The following is a 14,476-nucleotide window of genomic DNA, read 5'->3' on the forward strand; positions in this document are numbered from 1 at the left end:
ATAAAACTCTTAGGTTACATGAGTTTATAGTAGGTAGTCTAGGTTATCATCAGGGCTGATAACTGTCTTTTTACTCGCCTTAAATAAAAATCCATTAGCGTCATTTGTCATCTCAGGTAAGCCAGACAATAATTTTATGGTGTTTTGCTTAATATCTAATGCTGTTCCTTCAACAATCGCGATAATAGCTGTTGTCGGGTTTAGTACCATAAATTCTGCTAAACGTTGTTCACGAGTTTCGCCATTATGACCGGCCGGGTTGTGATCGGTATAATGTGGGTTCAGCTGAAAATCAACAAGTTGCAGGGCATTGAAACTTATTGGTTCTATAATTGGCATATCATTCGTGGTTCTAATAGAAAGCCCCGCAATATTTGACCCAGCACTCCAACCTATATAAGGCATGCCTTCAGCCACTTTGTTTTGAATGGGTTTAATTAACTTGTTTTGATATAACTGATGTAATAAATGAAAAGTATTGCCGCCGCCAACGGCTATCGCTTGGGCTTTATTAATTGCGGTGATCGGGTCATCATATTGATGTATGCCTGTGACTTTAATCCCTACCTCAGCTAATGCGCTTTGAACTTTTGTGGTGTAGTCATCATAGCTTAACGTAACACCAGCATAGGGGATGAACAATAATTCATTCACACCATCAAGCTTTGCTTTTATCATTGCTAATGCATGTTGTAAATATTGTGTATCGCCAACACGAGAGCTGCTCAATAGCAGTAAATTTGCATTTTCTATAGTCAATTTCGTCAACTTATTTCTATTCATAACGTGGTTTTATTTTACCTGATTTAGCACCATAAGTTTAAGACTTATTGGCTTTTTCACTCAATGTCATTCCAATATCACTTAGCTTATATCAGGCAATCCCAAGAGCATTCAGTTAGCTAACTCGGTTAAACATGCCATAGCAATAAATCCAGAACGGGTTTTGTAATGAGAAGATTTAGCCACCCGATCATCAATTTGTTTTATCAATAACTCAGGTAAGGTGACGTTTATTTTATGACTTTTCCCCATGTAGGGAACAATGTCAAAATCAAGCACCGCCCAAATTGGAGACCCTTCAGCAGACAACAACATATGCTCTTCAATCGTTTTTGCATGTGGTACTTGTTCACCGTATTCAACCAATATTTTTAAGTGTGAAATCATCGCTTCATTTAATAATAAAAACCCTTCATCCATTGTTGTCGCTTTCACCTGACAACCCGGTAAATCAACAATTGAAAACAAGTAATTATTATCTTCGTTATTACGTAAAACCAAGACAGGATATTTCATAGGTATTCCTTTAATTTCATTATACATACAGTGTAACTCTAATAACTCTAACTGTACATACTATAATAACCCCACGGGTTATTATTTAGCTGCTAGTGATAACTCTGACAACCCTACACTTAGGGTGCAGCGCAACCCTGATAACTCTATATGTTTTGAAGTGACTATTCACTTACAATAAAAGTTTTTATTAATAGCGTATGTTTGTTATGGCGTTTAATGATTTATTCTAATATCTTAGAAAAATTTATTTTGTGATTTATATTTTTAATAGAGTTATCGGGTGGATTATGAATGCGTTATTGAGTGAAAAAACTTTAGGTGTAGTGATTTATTTGACCTGAGAATAGTTAAAAATAAGAAATTTAATGTGTATTAAATCGGTTTTAATCGTTGATTATGTATGGCATTCACGTTGGGTATGAACTATGTAATACGGTAATGTAGACTATTAAAACTGTCGAATATAAATGGCAATTACCGCAGGAATGATATCTTTTAAGGAGTGATTTTTTAAGTGAATTATCGTTATAAAATAGTATTTAAAACCATGTTTAGAAGAGTAATTAAAGCGAAAACTAATACTTTAATTGTTTATTATTTTAGCTAAGTAATAAAAATATCCATCAAAATTTCGTTAACGACAATGACTACTTTGTTGTAATTAAGACAGTGACTAATTACAACAAGATGACTTTTCAGATCAGCACTTTAAAATTGAGATGCGACAAGCTACCAATAATTTTCAAAACTGAAATGTCCAGAAGCCCGTCTTAAGTGTTTTTGAAAACCTAGCTCAAGTAATACATCTCGAGTGTCATGTACCATTTCAGGGTTACCACATAAATAGAAAAAACTATTTTGTTTATCAGGTGTTAATTCGACCGCCTGCATAAGACTACCGTCTTTTAATAACTCTGGAATCCTGCCCGACATTATATGCTGATGTTTTTCTCTTGAAACTATCGGTAAGTATGTAAGTTTACCAGCGTACTCTTGCTGAAACTTTTCGATTAATTCTTGATAAACTAATTCTTGGCGAGTGCGAACGGCGTGTACTAATATTACCCGTTCAAAACGATTTTGTGTTTCACTTTCGGCTAACATTGATAGAAAAGGGCCAATCGCTGTGCCAGTTGAAAGTAACCAAAGGTTAGTCGCTGTTTCAGGGATTTCATCCAGGGTCATAAAACCACTAGGTTTGTCACCAACGTAAATTTTATCACCAACATGTAATTGTCCAAGTTTAGGACTTAAACCGCCATTGGGAACATCTATGATAAGAAACTCCATACAATGTGCACCTAGGCTATGATTCGGTGAGTTAACAAAAGAATAGGCGCGTCTAAGCCAATTACCGTTTTGGTCAGGCAAGGCCAATTTAGTAAATTGCCCAGCAACATAGGGCCCAATCTCGGCTGTTACCGTGATCGAAAATTCATTGTCAGTCCATTGTTTGTAGTTAATAACTTCACCTTTGGCAAAACCATTGAGTTTTGTCATCATAGTGTTCTCCTGTAAGTTTAGTTATTCTTAGTTATATAACTAACTATAGAACTAACACATTATTTTACATAGAATTTTTTATGAGAAAGGGGAATAATTTGAAAATTTATGGCGATAGTCAGTCTGGTAATTGATACAAAGTACAATTAACCTGTGCCTTGCTCAATATAGAATATCAGTGGTTACCAATAGATATTCTTAATGGCGACAATACCGGGTTAAGTTTCCTCAATAAAAGCCCTAGCGGCAAAATCCCAATGTTAGAACTAGACGATGGTCGCTGTTTAGTTGAATCGAATGCCATTATTAATTATCTAGCTCATGGAAGTAATTTACTGCCAAATGAAAGATTTGTTTTAGCAAAAGTTCAACAGTGGCAATTTTTTGAGCAATACAGTCACGAACCTTACATTGCAGTTGCTCGCTTTATTGAAAAATATCTTGGCTTACCAAAGAGTAGACTTGCAGAATACGAGTCGAAGCTAGAGGGTGGTTATAAAGCGCTTATATTGATGGTTCAACAGTTACAGACAAGCCATTATTTAACTGGTGAGCAATTAACCACAGCGGATATAGCTTTATTTGCTTATACTCATGTAGCTGATGAAGGGGGTTTTGATTTGTCACAATTTTCAGCGATAAATGCTTGGCTTGAACGCATAAAGTTGCAAGCTAACTTTGTTGCAATGGCAAAGTCGCAATGACCAAGTAATTAAACCAGCAGTTATTTAAATTTTGAAATTTGTGTGAGTCTAGTAACTCAGTAAAGCATAATCAAATTGCTCTGTTTTATATTTGCAAACAAACTTAGAGAAATATACTAGTCAGTTCAGTATTTAAATTAATATAAGTTTTAAAGTTTATGTTTTTTTACTTCATTAAGGTTGATCTCGTAGGCATTTCTGCCAATACCGTGAAACTCCTCATCCGTAAAAATAATGACATCTTCATTTAGAAAAGTAATTGCTTCTTTTTGCGTAATTATTCCTAAATCAATACGATAGCTATCGCCAGAGAAAAAGTCATCTCCTTGCCAATTCTCAAAAAGCCATATGCGTTGAGAGTCCAGTAGTGCAAGTCTTTTTTTATTAGGACTTAAAGCTGCTGATGTTATCCAACAAAGTTTTATAGCAATAGTACAGGTTTTAAACTTACTTATTTTTTGAGCATCATAATTGGCGGCATGATCACCAATTTTATACAAACTGGTGATGCCGTTAAAAGGTACTGTGCGATTTTTGGTAAATAAATAAAGGTGTTTTTTATAAAAAACAAACGCTTCAACATCAAACTCCATTTCATGTGCTTTAGGCGGAAAGCTCACATGTTCAGGATATTTGAATTTTATTATTTCAGCTTCAGTTGTTTCACCTTTTATATCGATAGGGTTTTCAATTTTATAAATTGTTAACCATTTACGAAGATTATCATTATTACCAAAGTCGCCTAAAAAAAAATGACCAAAATCATCTTGAGTCATATCTTCCCAGTCAATATTCTTAGCGTTAGTAACGGTAATTGCTCTTTCAATACCACCGGTTCTATTAAGCTGATACAACTTTGCTTGATCACCACCATCATTAATTGCCCAAAGCTTCTTGCTTTTATCAAACTCAATGCCTGATATCTCTTTGAGTTGAGCATCAATAGTGGCATATTTATTTTTATATAACTGATAGCTTGCAGTCACTAAGATTATAACAACGGCCATAGCACTTCCGGTAAAAAATCCGGCGAGTGTTTTTTTCATAAATTTAAAACCATAAAACTGTCGCGATTTAATTGGAGCGCAGCATAGCAGGGAATATAAAAAATTACTTGTGCAATTTTCACACAAAGCTTTAAGCAATAATTAATCAAAGTTATTGCAGGGTAAATAAAGTGTAATTTTCTATTAATATTAGGTTAAAAAGCTCCTCAATATCTGAATAACACTTATGCTTAAAGAATAGCTAAGTTTGATATTTTCTTGGAGTGTATATGAAAAAACCACAAATGTTCTGGTTTGTCGGCACAACGTTAATATTTTTAACTGCCTGTCAATCGAGTAATACATTACCCAATTACTACCTTAGTAATAACCAAGCTAGCGAGTTTTTAGACGAAAAGTTTATGGGTTATCAAGCCATTTTCATAGAGACCGAAAATGAAATTTTCGCCTTAAGTGCTGAAATGAAAAAAATGGCGAAAAAAATCGGTTCAGAACGTGATACTCGTAAAAAAACCAAAAAGCTTCTTCAATATTTCTTTAGTCCTGAAAATATTAATTTAGCTTATAAATCTGGTGCCAATGTTATCGCTACTAAAGCATTTCAAAATAAAGAAGCTAACTGTTTATCATTAACTATTATGGCGTACGCTATTGCGCAAGAGGCAGAACTAAATGTTGCCTTTCAAAGTGTTGATGTACCTGAGTATTGGGTACGTAACGGTCGTGCAAATATGCTAACAGGCCATATAAATCTAGCTGTCTTAGAAGAAAAATTCCCTGATAAAAAGGTTATTTGGCAACGTACAGCAATTGAAATTGATTTTGACCCTTATGTTAATAAAAAGTCTTTTCCAAAACATAAAATCAATAAAAACACCGTGCTTGCAATGTTTTACAATAATAAAGGTGCTACTGCTATGATTCATGGTGATTATATTAGTGGCTATGCTTATTTAAAGCAGGCGACCCAAGTTGACCCTGTATTTTCCTCAGCTTGGGGGAATTTAGCTATTTTATATCGGCTAAAGGGGCTAGAGCAAAAAGCGATTGATACCTATCGTTATGCTATTTATTTAAACCGCAATAATTTAACAGCAATGGCTAATTTAAGCATGCTACTAAATAAAAAGGGTGAACATGAAGAAGCTAAGTTATTAGACAGCTACATAATGCGAAAACGAGCAAATAACCCTTATTATTATGCATTACTGGGTGATGAGAAATATTATAATGGCGATTATAAACAGGCTATAAATCACTACAAAAAAGCGATAAAACTCAATAGTAGTATTCATGAATTCTATTTTGGTTTAGCTAAAATTTATTACATGTTGGATGATGTTGATAAAGCAGAAAGCTATATCAGAAAGGCCATGGCAAAAAATCGTTTACCTCGACTTGATAAGCAATATCTAGCAAAACTAAATGTTTTAAATCAGGTAGATTAGCAAACTCACGTCAATGGTTATAACATCTTTCTCTGTGTTTTGTGTTACTGCTATATTTTAAACCCACCTTATTTTAAGCCTTTATTTAAAGCTATGACATAAGTTGTCACTTAAATCCCCCATTAGCATTCACAGCTGTTACTTTAATCTATCCAAAAATAAGCTTTCTTTACCAAAATATTTAAATTATTCAACGGGGCTACTCAGCTTGGTTAAAAACACGTTATAATAACTTTTACTAAAAAAATTAATTAACTGAGGTTAACTCATCGATGGACAAGCGATTTATAACAGCGCAAGAGTTACTTGAAGATTCATTCCGTGTTGCTGCGAAAGTATTTGAAGATGGTTTTAGACCACAATTTATTGTTGGCATTTGGCGTGGCGGTGCACCTATTGGCATTGCAGTACAAGAATATTTTGACTTTAAAGAAGTAGAAACTGACCATATAGCCGTTAGAACATCGTCTTATTATGGTATTAATCAGCAGAGCAAAGAAATTAAAGTGCATGGTTTGCATTATATTATTGAAAATGCGAATGCCGATGACGGGCTGTTAATAGTTGATGATGTTTTCGATTCTGGTCGCAGTATTGAAGCCTTGATAACTCAAATGAAAAAGCTAACCCGCAATAATATGCCCAAAGATGTCAGAATTGCTTGTCCTTGGTATAAACCAAAAAATTCTAAAGTAGATTTAGTACCTGATTATTATGTACACGAGTCTACCGAATGGTTAGTTTTTCCACATGAACTATCTGGCTTAACACCTGATGAAATAGCACACGGTAAGAAAGACTTGGTCAATATTTTAGATTTATTTGAGTAAGTTTTATATTACTTAAACAATTAACGCACGCTTTATAAAACACAGTATTTACGTGCGTTAATTGTTTTAATGTCAAATACAAAGAGCAAGTTTAAATAAAGTAAATATCACAAACGCTACTCTGCCAGCTTGTAAAAAAATAGTTATTACTTTATCTTACTTATTCTTAAATTAAAGTGCATTGAATCTGGTTGTATCGAATGAATCTTAAAGTAAGCATACTTTTAGGCTGTTTAGTTTCCACTGTTAGTTGGGCTAAAACACCACTAGTTCTTTTATCAATCGATGGTTTTGCTCAAAAATATATCGAACAATACCAACCAAAAACTTTAATGACGCTTATTCAGCAAGGTACCAGTGCTGAAGCCTTATTACCGGTTTACCCGAGTAAAACCTTTCCAAATCACTTAAGTATTGTAACCGGACGCTATCCGATAAATCATGGTATTGTGCATAATTCGTTTTTCCATCGAGATATTGCTAAAGAATACACATTTGGTGATGGAAAAAACGATCCCCGTTGGTTAACCGCTGATCCGCTTTGGCATATCAACGAAATGCAGGGCAATAAATCTGCAGTTTATTTCTGGCCAGAATCTGAAACTGCCATTGGTAACAAAATGGCCAGTTATTATTATCCCTATAATCATTCAACCCCTAATAAGAAGAGACTTGAGCAAATACTTGCTTGGTTACGATTACCTGAAACAGAACGACCAAACTTTATCGCGGGTTACTTTGCCACCATAGATGATGCAGGTCACGAATTTGGTGATAACTCGCCACAATTAATAAGTGCTATTAGTAAGCTGGATGCGTTACTTGCGAGTTTTATACTGCAAATTAACCAGGAGTTTGACGGTAAAGTTAATGTTGTTATTGTTTCAGATCATGGCATGACTGAAGTTAATAAGCGTCATGTCATCACTTGGCAAGAAAACATTGTTGATGGCGTAAAAGCCATTAATGGCTCTACGCAATTATATTTATATAGTGAAAACGACAAAGAATTGCAGCAAAGTGTTCGTTTGTTTAAAAAGGCTCAAACTCAAGATGAACAAGCTAATTATCGAGTATACCAATATCCTAACTTTCCAGCACATTGGCATTTAAACCGAAAAACGGCTGCAGTACCTAATGTGATTATTGAAGCTATGCCGTCCTATATTTTTAATAATGGTAAAACAGTTATTAAACCTGAAACACATGGTTACGATCCAAAATCAAATCGAGATCTTGATGCTATCTTTATAGCCATAGGTCCTGCCTTCAGTAAAAATAAACAAGTAGAAGCATTTGAAAATGTGCATGTTTTACCTATTATTATCCGTGCTTTAGGGTTAAATGATGTCGATAATATTGACGGAAACTATAAAATAGCAGAGATAATAGTTAAATAAATTTACTACGTATGTCAAAAGAGTATAAAACGTATAGTAAAATATGGATTCGTTAACCCAATCGGTCCCACTTTGGCTAACCCAAGTTAGGCTAAATATATATTAAGTTACACCATGGCAGAATTTAAATTTACCCTTGTGAAAGGTCATCAAGTGGCGTCAGGTAGAGGAAATGACCCACGTTTCCCAATGGGAACTATCAGCGCACAGTTACCTTTTTTTCATGCCCTAGGGTTAGATCTTAGTCATTTTTATCCAGCGACATTAAATGCTCAATTTAAATGTCACGCAATTGTCTTAAATCATTTTGATCATTATTTTAAGCAAGTGAAATGGCATGATGATATGGCTGCAGAAGATTTCAAATTTTGTCGATGTCATATTCTATTGAATTCAACATTTTACCCTGCACTAATTTATCAACCACAAATAGAAACTAAAACAGAACATTGGCAGCCTATTAATCAACTCGAATTACTCGCGCCATTTATCGCACATGTTGATTACGGTGATGTACTAACCTTGGTTATTCCAAACACGAATATTACGCTGTTTGATCTTTATTAATTGTGTATTTGGTTACACTTAATTAGATATTTAAAAAAATATTATCAACTTACGACATTTTCTCTTAAATAACTATTCATTAACATGCATAATGAGGTATGTTTTACTTACCATAAGTCTTTAAATAATCTACCTATGCAAATAAGTTACATTGCCCGTCAGGCTATACTTGACAGAAATAATCAAACGGTTGGTTACGAACTTTTATTTAGAGATAGTCCAGAAAATAAATTCCCTGAAATAGATCAAGATATAGCTAGTTCGAAATTGATTATCCAAAATCATTTTCAAGGAGATATTCAATCAGTCAGTTTAGGTAAATTAGCTTTTATCAATTTTACTGAAAAATGTCTGATCAATAAATATCCGCTTATGTTTGATAAGGCTAGTATCGTTATTGAATTGGTCGGGCATAAGTCAGCAACAGAACGGCTATTAAAAATCGTCAAGTTTTATCATGACAAAGGCTATAAAGTAGCATTAAGTGAGTACGACTTAGATGAAAAATGGGATGTGTTATTTCCTTATCTTGCAATGATAAAAATCGATATAGAAGTAACCAACGCCAAACGTATACGCTCAGTTGTGCATCGAATAAAACCTTTTGATATTAAGTTAATCGCCGAAAAGGTAGAAACTAACTATCAACTACAATCTTTGGCGGAAGTAGGCTTTGATTATTATCAGGGCTTCTTTTATCACGAGCCTGAAATTATTGAAGGACAAACATTAGCTCCTATTAAATCTCAAATGCTGCATTTAATCAGTGAAACCTTTAATAAACCATTAGATTTTGACCACATAGCAGAAATAATCGGTCACGATGTTAACTTAACAGTAGGGTTACTTAAATTAGTAAACAATGTTGCAACCGGAACGCGAGTAGAAATCACCTCGTTAAAACAAGCCGCAGCATATCTAGGTGAAGACAAGCTTAAACAATTTGTAACGATTCTGGCGCTTTCAAAGTTAACCACCAATAAATTCAGTGAAGTTTCAAAACAGTCGTTAATAACAGCAAAATTAATGGCGGCACTTGCCACTGAAAGTGCTTTTATTGAAATTAGCGACTTCGCCTTTATTACGGGTTTGTTAAGTGCAATAGAAGTGATTTTGAGCATGCCAATGGATGAAATTGTTAAAACTATGCCATTAGCAAAACCTATTGAAGACGCACTAGTAAACCACAGTGGGTTATTAGGCGAATTGTTGGATTTAACCACTAATTACATTACGGGTAATGGTGAGAATATCAAACAACTAACTGAATTATATGGACTCGACGCAGATTTCATCCATAAAGAGTTTGTTAATGCCAGTAACTGGTGTAAGTCTCTAGGCATATAGTGAGGTAAAAATTTTCTATAAAAAAGAGCGTATTGTTAATACGCTCTTTTGCTTTTAAAAATAATTAATCTTCAGTTAATTTGTCTTGAGTACGCTCTAAAAAATCACTTGCTTCATGTCGTTCATGGAGTTGGGTAGAAAGCTCTCCCCACGTTTTGTTTACCATGACACCACGTTTAACAGCAGGGCGCTTATCAATGTTTTTAGCCCATCGCATAACATGTTTATACGACGTTAAATCTAAAAACTCTGCAGCATCATATAAACGATTTAAAGCAAGTGCACCATACCAAGGCCAAATAGCAATATCAGCAATAGTATATTCATCGCCACACATGTAATTATTATCTTCAAGATGCTTATCTAACACATCAAGTTGGCGTTTTACTTCCATTGAAAACCTATCAATACAATATTCCATTTTTTCAGGTGCATAAGCATAAAAATGGCCGAATCCACCGCCAAGATATGGCGCGCTGCCCATTTGCCAAAATAGCCAAGACATACATTCAGTACGTTTTTCGGCTGTTGGTAAAAAAGTATTAAATTTTTCAGCTAAGTGAAATAATATTGAGCCTGACTCAAATAATCGAATTGATTGTTCATTACTTTGATCTAACAAAGCTGGTATTTTTGAGTTTGGATTAACCTCAACAAACCCACTACCGAATTGATCACCTTTGCTAATGTCAATTAAGTAAGCATCGTATTCGGCTTCTTTTATACCTAATGCTAATAGTTCCTCAAGCATAATAGTGACTTTTACGCCATTTGGTGTCGCGAGGGAATATAACTGAAAAGGGTGCTTACCTTTTACTAAAACTTTTTCGTGTGTTGGCCCGGAAATAGGGCGATTTATACTTGCCCAGTTGCCACCATTTTCAGTATTCCATTGCCATACTTTTGGCGGGATATATGAATTGTCATCACTCATACCAGCTCCAATAATAAAATATTTTTTATACGTTATGGTTAAACAGATTGAAATGCCAGTATTTCTGACTATTTTCTTATCTTACCTGGCTATAAGTCAGGTAAAGATGTTCTGATTAAATATTGAACCAATCTAAATAGTGAATGAACTGATAAGTGCTTGCAGATGTAATTTTCATGTGTGACGGGTAATATAATATATCAATACGACTGCAATGTTTCTGCGATAGTATCAACAATACTAAAAGCATTACTGCTATGAAGCACACTGTCTGAACTCCAAATGTTAGCAACACCCATTTGGGTAAGACTTGTTATGGCGTCATCAACAAAAAATGCATGGGTGACTATGATGGAAATACTCGATGGTGCTTGAAGTTGTATTTGTTCTACCGCTTGTTCAAGGGTTTTTCCTGTACTGGCAATATCATCAACCAGGATCACGTCGCGATTGGTCAAGCTTAGGGCTTTATTGTTTTTATTATGACCACTATTTTTATCACCAGTGTCGCTATTAGTCGCTAAGCTTACCGTAACATTTTTATCATCCAAGCGCTTTTTGGTCGCGATGGCATAATGCCAATGGTGCGGTTTGGCTATGGCTTCAACCCATTGCTTAGACTCTTCATCTGGACCAACGAGGACAGGTTGACTAAAGTGCTGCTGTAAGAATTTCGACATGGCGTTACTCGCATGTAAAGCAATGGCTTGACTGCTAATAGCCTCACTTAAGTTATTAATACGATGCAAATGTGGGTCGATAGTGATAACGCGATCAAAATAGTCTCCGAGTAATTTACCAATAATCTTTTGGCTAACAGCTTCACCTTCGTGAAAAGCGATATCTTGTCGCATGTAGCATAAATAGGGTGCGACTAAGGTTATAAATTTAACGCCTTGGGCTCGTGCTGCTGCAGCTGTGATAATTAGTTCAATGAGCTTTTCATTAGGCTGGTTTAAAGTACGACATATTATCACTTGCTTTGGCAATGTTGCCGGTAATAAAACTTTTGTTTCACCATCTGGAAATCGATGCAATACAATCCTTTTGAATGGAATCGATAAACTTTTCGCTAGTTGTTGTGCGGGTGTTAAATAATCGTCAAAACCCAGTATTAAAGTCATAGCAACTCCTAAAGGAAAAATTAAATAAAGTAGTTATCGTTTGTCACTGGTGGATTTTTATCTATGACATAAGCATTATTTTCATTAGAAAATTGTGTGGAAAATTCATAATTACTTTTAAAACAGGCGTATATCGTAAAAAGAATGTCACCTTTTTTAACTTTATCGCCTACTTTTTTGATGAGATTAATACCGGCATTTTTATCGATAGGAGCGCCAGCAAGACTTGCGATATGAGCAATATTTAAGTTATCTATGGCATGGATATAGCCACTTTTTAATGCAGTTACCGAGTATTCTAACGCGGCTTTACGCTGTTGTTTTAGCTGGACTCCTTGTGCTGCAATAATGGCTTGCATTTTCTCAAAGGCCCGGCCAGACTCTAAAATATCTCTTGCAATATTATACCCTTGACCGCCTCTAACATCAGGATCAAACTCTAATATTCGTCCCGCTAAGCGTAAAGATTTTTCCCGTAAATCACTTGGGGCACATTTTTGGTTATTTAATACTTGTTGAACATCTCTGGCTTCTAATGCGGGACCAATACCATTACCTATGGGTTGAGAGCCATCACTCACCACAACTTCTATATATAAACCAAACTGATCACCAATATATTCAAATAATTTTCTTAAGGCTAATGCCGCCTGATTATGATGTATTTTAGCGGAAGGGCCGACCGGTATATCAATGAGCAAATGGGTTGATCCCGCGGCTATTTTTTTAGATAGAATGGACGCAACTAATTGCCCTGTTGAGTCCATAGATAATGGTCGCTCAACCGAAATTAAAATATCGTCAACCGGTGCCAACCTTGCCGTTCCTCCCCACGTCAACATGCCGCGATGCTGCTGTACAACCTTTTTCATTTGTTCAATGGAGAGTTCAACGTTAGCCAATACCTCCATGGTATCGGCAGTGCCGGCCGGTGAGGTAATAGCACGGCTGGAAGTTTTAGGCATAAGCATACCGTGGGCAGCAATGATTGGCATAACTATCATGGTGGTTCGATTCCCAGGAATACCGCCAATACAATGTTTATCTACAACAATAGCCTCACCCCAGTTTAAGCATTTACCCGTGTCTACCATAGCTTTTGTTAAAAAGAATACTTCTTCACGTTCTAAACCGTTATGGCTACAAGCGACTAAAAATGCTGCAATTTCCATTTTTGAATAACGGTTTTCTAAAATATCCTGGCATATAAGATGATATTCATTTTTATTGAGAGTTTCACCAGCAATTTTTCGGTGTACAGATTCAAGCGATATGGGTGGGGTGGCTGGTGCAATGCTTACGTTAACTCCCTGCCTTTTGGCCAGTTGTCCGAAGGCTTGGGTGCTTAAACCGAGTTCATTTGTATCGACAATAGCGCTGTCATCAACAATATTTAATACCGCAAGTACAGGGCGAACATTACCTTTTACAGAGATTTCTATTTTCATTAAGGCCTGAAAGCCTTCGGTACGGTATAAAGGACAATCCCGGTGTAAATAGGCTACGTTCTCTTTAAAGGTGTCAATGGCAACGGATTTGAGTTTTAACATCAGCTAATAAATCCTTTTTTACTCAATTATAATAGTTGGAAACAGTACTCGCCTATAGCAACGTTAGTCAGTATGCGATAATTACAAAATAACTCGCTTATGGTCTGAATGATAACGATTCATAGATATAATGTAGCTAACCGCCGCATACCTTCGAGCTATAAAAATATTGGTAAAATAGCAGTATGAGCACGGTATTTTAAATCAAGTAAATTGATTTTTAGGGAAGATATATAGCTCATACCTATCAGTTAATTTTAGGCTGTGACGGGGGTGGTGTTAAAACTAAAGCTAGTTTTTTTATGATCTACATCGAACTGCTAACACATCACATTTTGCACCGTGTAAAATAGCATTAGCGGTAGAGCCGAGTAATAATTGCAACCCATGCACACCGTGGCTCCCCGTTATAATTAAATCGACTTTTTTACTGTCTGCAAAAGCTAAAATTTCCTCGCTAATGCGTCCTATAGGTATATGCAAGCTTTGCGCTTTAATACCTAAGCTTTTAGCCAGGGGTTTTAGTTGCTCTTTCGCACGCTCTTCTAATAATCTTGTGGCACTAACACTATCTGTCGCGTCTAGGTTAGGAACAACACCGTATATGCCGCCATAATAAACCTCAGGTATCGGCTCTATTACATGAATAACGCTCAGTTTGGCCTTAGTAAGTTGTTGCAATTCTTTAACTTTATTTTCAATGTGACTTTTAGTGTTATTTAGTTCTGTGGCAAATAAAATGTGCTGATACATAGACTTC

Annotated in this window: 13 protein-coding genes and 1 pseudogene; 6 read left to right on the plus strand and 8 right to left on the minus strand. The window is 35.5% G+C overall.

Features of this window, described 5'->3' with window-relative positions; translation table 11 throughout:
• Positions 1-24: 24 nt before the first annotated feature.
• From pepE to H4J38_RS09025, 3 genes are all read right to left on the minus strand, one after another.
• Positions 25-768, minus strand: coding sequence for a dipeptidase PepE (pepE, locus tag H4J38_RS09015; RefSeq protein WP_404842605.1), 744 nt, complete (start codon positions 766-768; stop codon positions 25-27).
• 126 nt (positions 769-894) lie between these two features.
• A complete protein-coding gene (locus H4J38_RS09020; protein WP_182131460.1) occupies positions 895-1,299 on the minus strand; it encodes a type II toxin-antitoxin system HicB family antitoxin in 405 nt (134 codons plus the stop codon).
• Positions 1,300-2,031: 732 nt separating this feature from the next.
• On the minus strand, positions 2,032-2,805 hold the full coding sequence (locus H4J38_RS09025; protein ID WP_220465486.1) for a ferredoxin--NADP reductase: 774 nt from the start codon (positions 2,803-2,805) through the stop codon (positions 2,032-2,034).
• Between the two features lie 98 nt (positions 2,806-2,903).
• Between H4J38_RS09025 and H4J38_RS09030 the strand changes: the two are divergent.
• Positions 2,904-3,509 (plus strand): annotated as a pseudogene (locus H4J38_RS09030) (glutathione S-transferase family protein).
• Positions 3,510-3,658: 149 nt separating this feature from the next.
• On the opposite strand, the gene H4J38_RS09035 reads toward H4J38_RS09030, so the two are convergent.
• Positions 3,659-4,555 (minus strand): hypothetical protein, encoded by an 897-nt coding sequence (locus H4J38_RS09035; RefSeq protein WP_182131461.1) that lies wholly within the window; start codon positions 4,553-4,555, stop codon positions 3,659-3,661.
• Between the two features lie 230 nt (positions 4,556-4,785).
• Between H4J38_RS09035 and H4J38_RS09040 the strand changes: the two genes are divergently transcribed.
• The 5 genes from H4J38_RS09040 to H4J38_RS09060 all read left to right on the plus strand — a co-directional run bounded on the left by H4J38_RS09040 (position 4,786) and on the right by H4J38_RS09060 (position 10,108).
• Positions 4,786-5,964, plus strand: a complete 1,179-nt coding sequence (locus H4J38_RS09040; protein ID WP_259365461.1) for a tetratricopeptide repeat protein — start codon at positions 4,786-4,788, stop codon at positions 5,962-5,964.
• A gap of 272 nt (positions 5,965-6,236) precedes the next feature.
• Positions 6,237-6,794, plus strand: coding sequence for a phosphoribosyltransferase (locus H4J38_RS09045; RefSeq protein WP_182131462.1), 558 nt, complete (start codon positions 6,237-6,239; stop codon positions 6,792-6,794).
• Between the two features lie 200 nt (positions 6,795-6,994).
• Positions 6,995-8,194, plus strand: a complete 1,200-nt coding sequence (locus H4J38_RS09050; RefSeq protein WP_182131463.1) for an ectonucleotide pyrophosphatase/phosphodiesterase — start codon at positions 6,995-6,997, stop codon at positions 8,192-8,194.
• A 114-nt stretch (positions 8,195-8,308) separates the two neighbouring features.
• Complete coding sequence (locus H4J38_RS09055) at positions 8,309-8,761, plus strand: hypothetical protein (RefSeq protein WP_182131464.1); 453 nt, start codon at positions 8,309-8,311, stop codon at positions 8,759-8,761.
• A 135-nt stretch (positions 8,762-8,896) separates the two neighbouring features.
• Positions 8,897-10,108 (plus strand): EAL and HDOD domain-containing protein, encoded by a 1,212-nt coding sequence (locus tag H4J38_RS09060; protein WP_182131465.1) that lies wholly within the window; start codon positions 8,897-8,899, stop codon positions 10,106-10,108.
• 64 nt (positions 10,109-10,172) lie between these two features.
• Here the strand turns inward: H4J38_RS09060 and yghU are convergent, their stop codons facing one another.
• The 4 genes from yghU to H4J38_RS09080 all read right to left on the minus strand — a co-directional run bounded on the left by yghU (position 10,173) and on the right by H4J38_RS09080 (position 14,469).
• The gene (gene yghU, locus H4J38_RS09065; protein WP_182131466.1) at positions 10,173-11,042 is read right to left on the minus strand and encodes a glutathione-dependent disulfide-bond oxidoreductase; all 870 of its coding nucleotides are present in this window, start codon (positions 11,040-11,042) and stop codon (positions 10,173-10,175) included.
• A gap of 200 nt (positions 11,043-11,242) precedes the next feature.
• On the minus strand, positions 11,243-12,166 hold the full coding sequence (locus H4J38_RS09070; RefSeq protein ID WP_182131467.1) for a ribose-phosphate diphosphokinase: 924 nt from the start codon (positions 12,164-12,166) through the stop codon (positions 11,243-11,245).
• A 20-nt stretch (positions 12,167-12,186) separates the two neighbouring features.
• Positions 12,187-13,716: a thymidine phosphorylase family protein gene (locus H4J38_RS09075; RefSeq protein WP_182131468.1), complete on the minus strand. Its 1,530-nt coding sequence runs from the start codon at positions 13,714-13,716 to the stop codon at positions 12,187-12,189.
• A gap of 300 nt (positions 13,717-14,016) precedes the next feature.
• Positions 14,017-14,469, minus strand: coding sequence for a universal stress protein (locus H4J38_RS09080; protein WP_182131469.1), 453 nt, complete (start codon positions 14,467-14,469; stop codon positions 14,017-14,019).
• Positions 14,470-14,476 lie beyond the last annotated feature (7 nt).

It is taken from the genome of Colwellia sp. BRX10-3 (assembly GCF_014077505.1).
GTDB lineage: Bacteria > Pseudomonadota > Gammaproteobacteria > Enterobacterales > Alteromonadaceae > Cognaticolwellia.

What these genes read in the sequence shown, in the direction of transcription:
- H4J38_RS09020 (WP_182131460.1), bottom strand. Translation starts at nt 1,299, where the DNA reads ATGAAATATCCTGTCTTGGTTTTACGTAATAACGAAGATAATAATTAC.
- H4J38_RS09025 (WP_220465486.1), bottom strand. Translation starts at nt 2,805, where the DNA reads ATGATGACAAAACTCAATGGTTTTGCCAAAGGTGAAGTTATTAACTAC.
- H4J38_RS09035 (WP_182131461.1), bottom strand. Translation starts at nt 4,555, where the DNA reads ATGAAAAAAACACTCGCCGGATTTTTTACCGGAAGTGCTATGGCCGTT.
- H4J38_RS09040 (WP_259365461.1), top strand. Translation starts at nt 4,786, where the DNA reads ATGAAAAAACCACAAATGTTCTGGTTTGTCGGCACAACGTTAATATTT.
- H4J38_RS09045 (WP_182131462.1), top strand. Translation starts at nt 6,237, where the DNA reads ATGGACAAGCGATTTATAACAGCGCAAGAGTTACTTGAAGATTCATTC.
- H4J38_RS09050 (WP_182131463.1), top strand. Translation starts at nt 6,995, where the DNA reads ATGAATCTTAAAGTAAGCATACTTTTAGGCTGTTTAGTTTCCACTGTT.
- H4J38_RS09055 (WP_182131464.1), top strand. Translation starts at nt 8,309, where the DNA reads ATGGCAGAATTTAAATTTACCCTTGTGAAAGGTCATCAAGTGGCGTCA.
- H4J38_RS09060 (WP_182131465.1), top strand. Translation starts at nt 8,897, where the DNA reads ATGCAAATAAGTTACATTGCCCGTCAGGCTATACTTGACAGAAATAAT.
- yghU (WP_182131466.1), bottom strand. Translation starts at nt 11,042, where the DNA reads ATGAGTGATGACAATTCATATATCCCGCCAAAAGTATGGCAATGGAAT.
- H4J38_RS09070 (WP_182131467.1), bottom strand. Translation starts at nt 12,166, where the DNA reads ATGACTTTAATACTGGGTTTTGACGATTATTTAACACCCGCACAACAA.
- H4J38_RS09075 (WP_182131468.1), bottom strand. Translation starts at nt 13,716, where the DNA reads ATGTTAAAACTCAAATCCGTTGCCATTGACACCTTTAAAGAGAACGTA.
- H4J38_RS09080 (WP_182131469.1), bottom strand. Translation starts at nt 14,469, where the DNA reads ATGTATCAGCACATTTTATTTGCCACAGAACTAAATAACACTAAAAGT.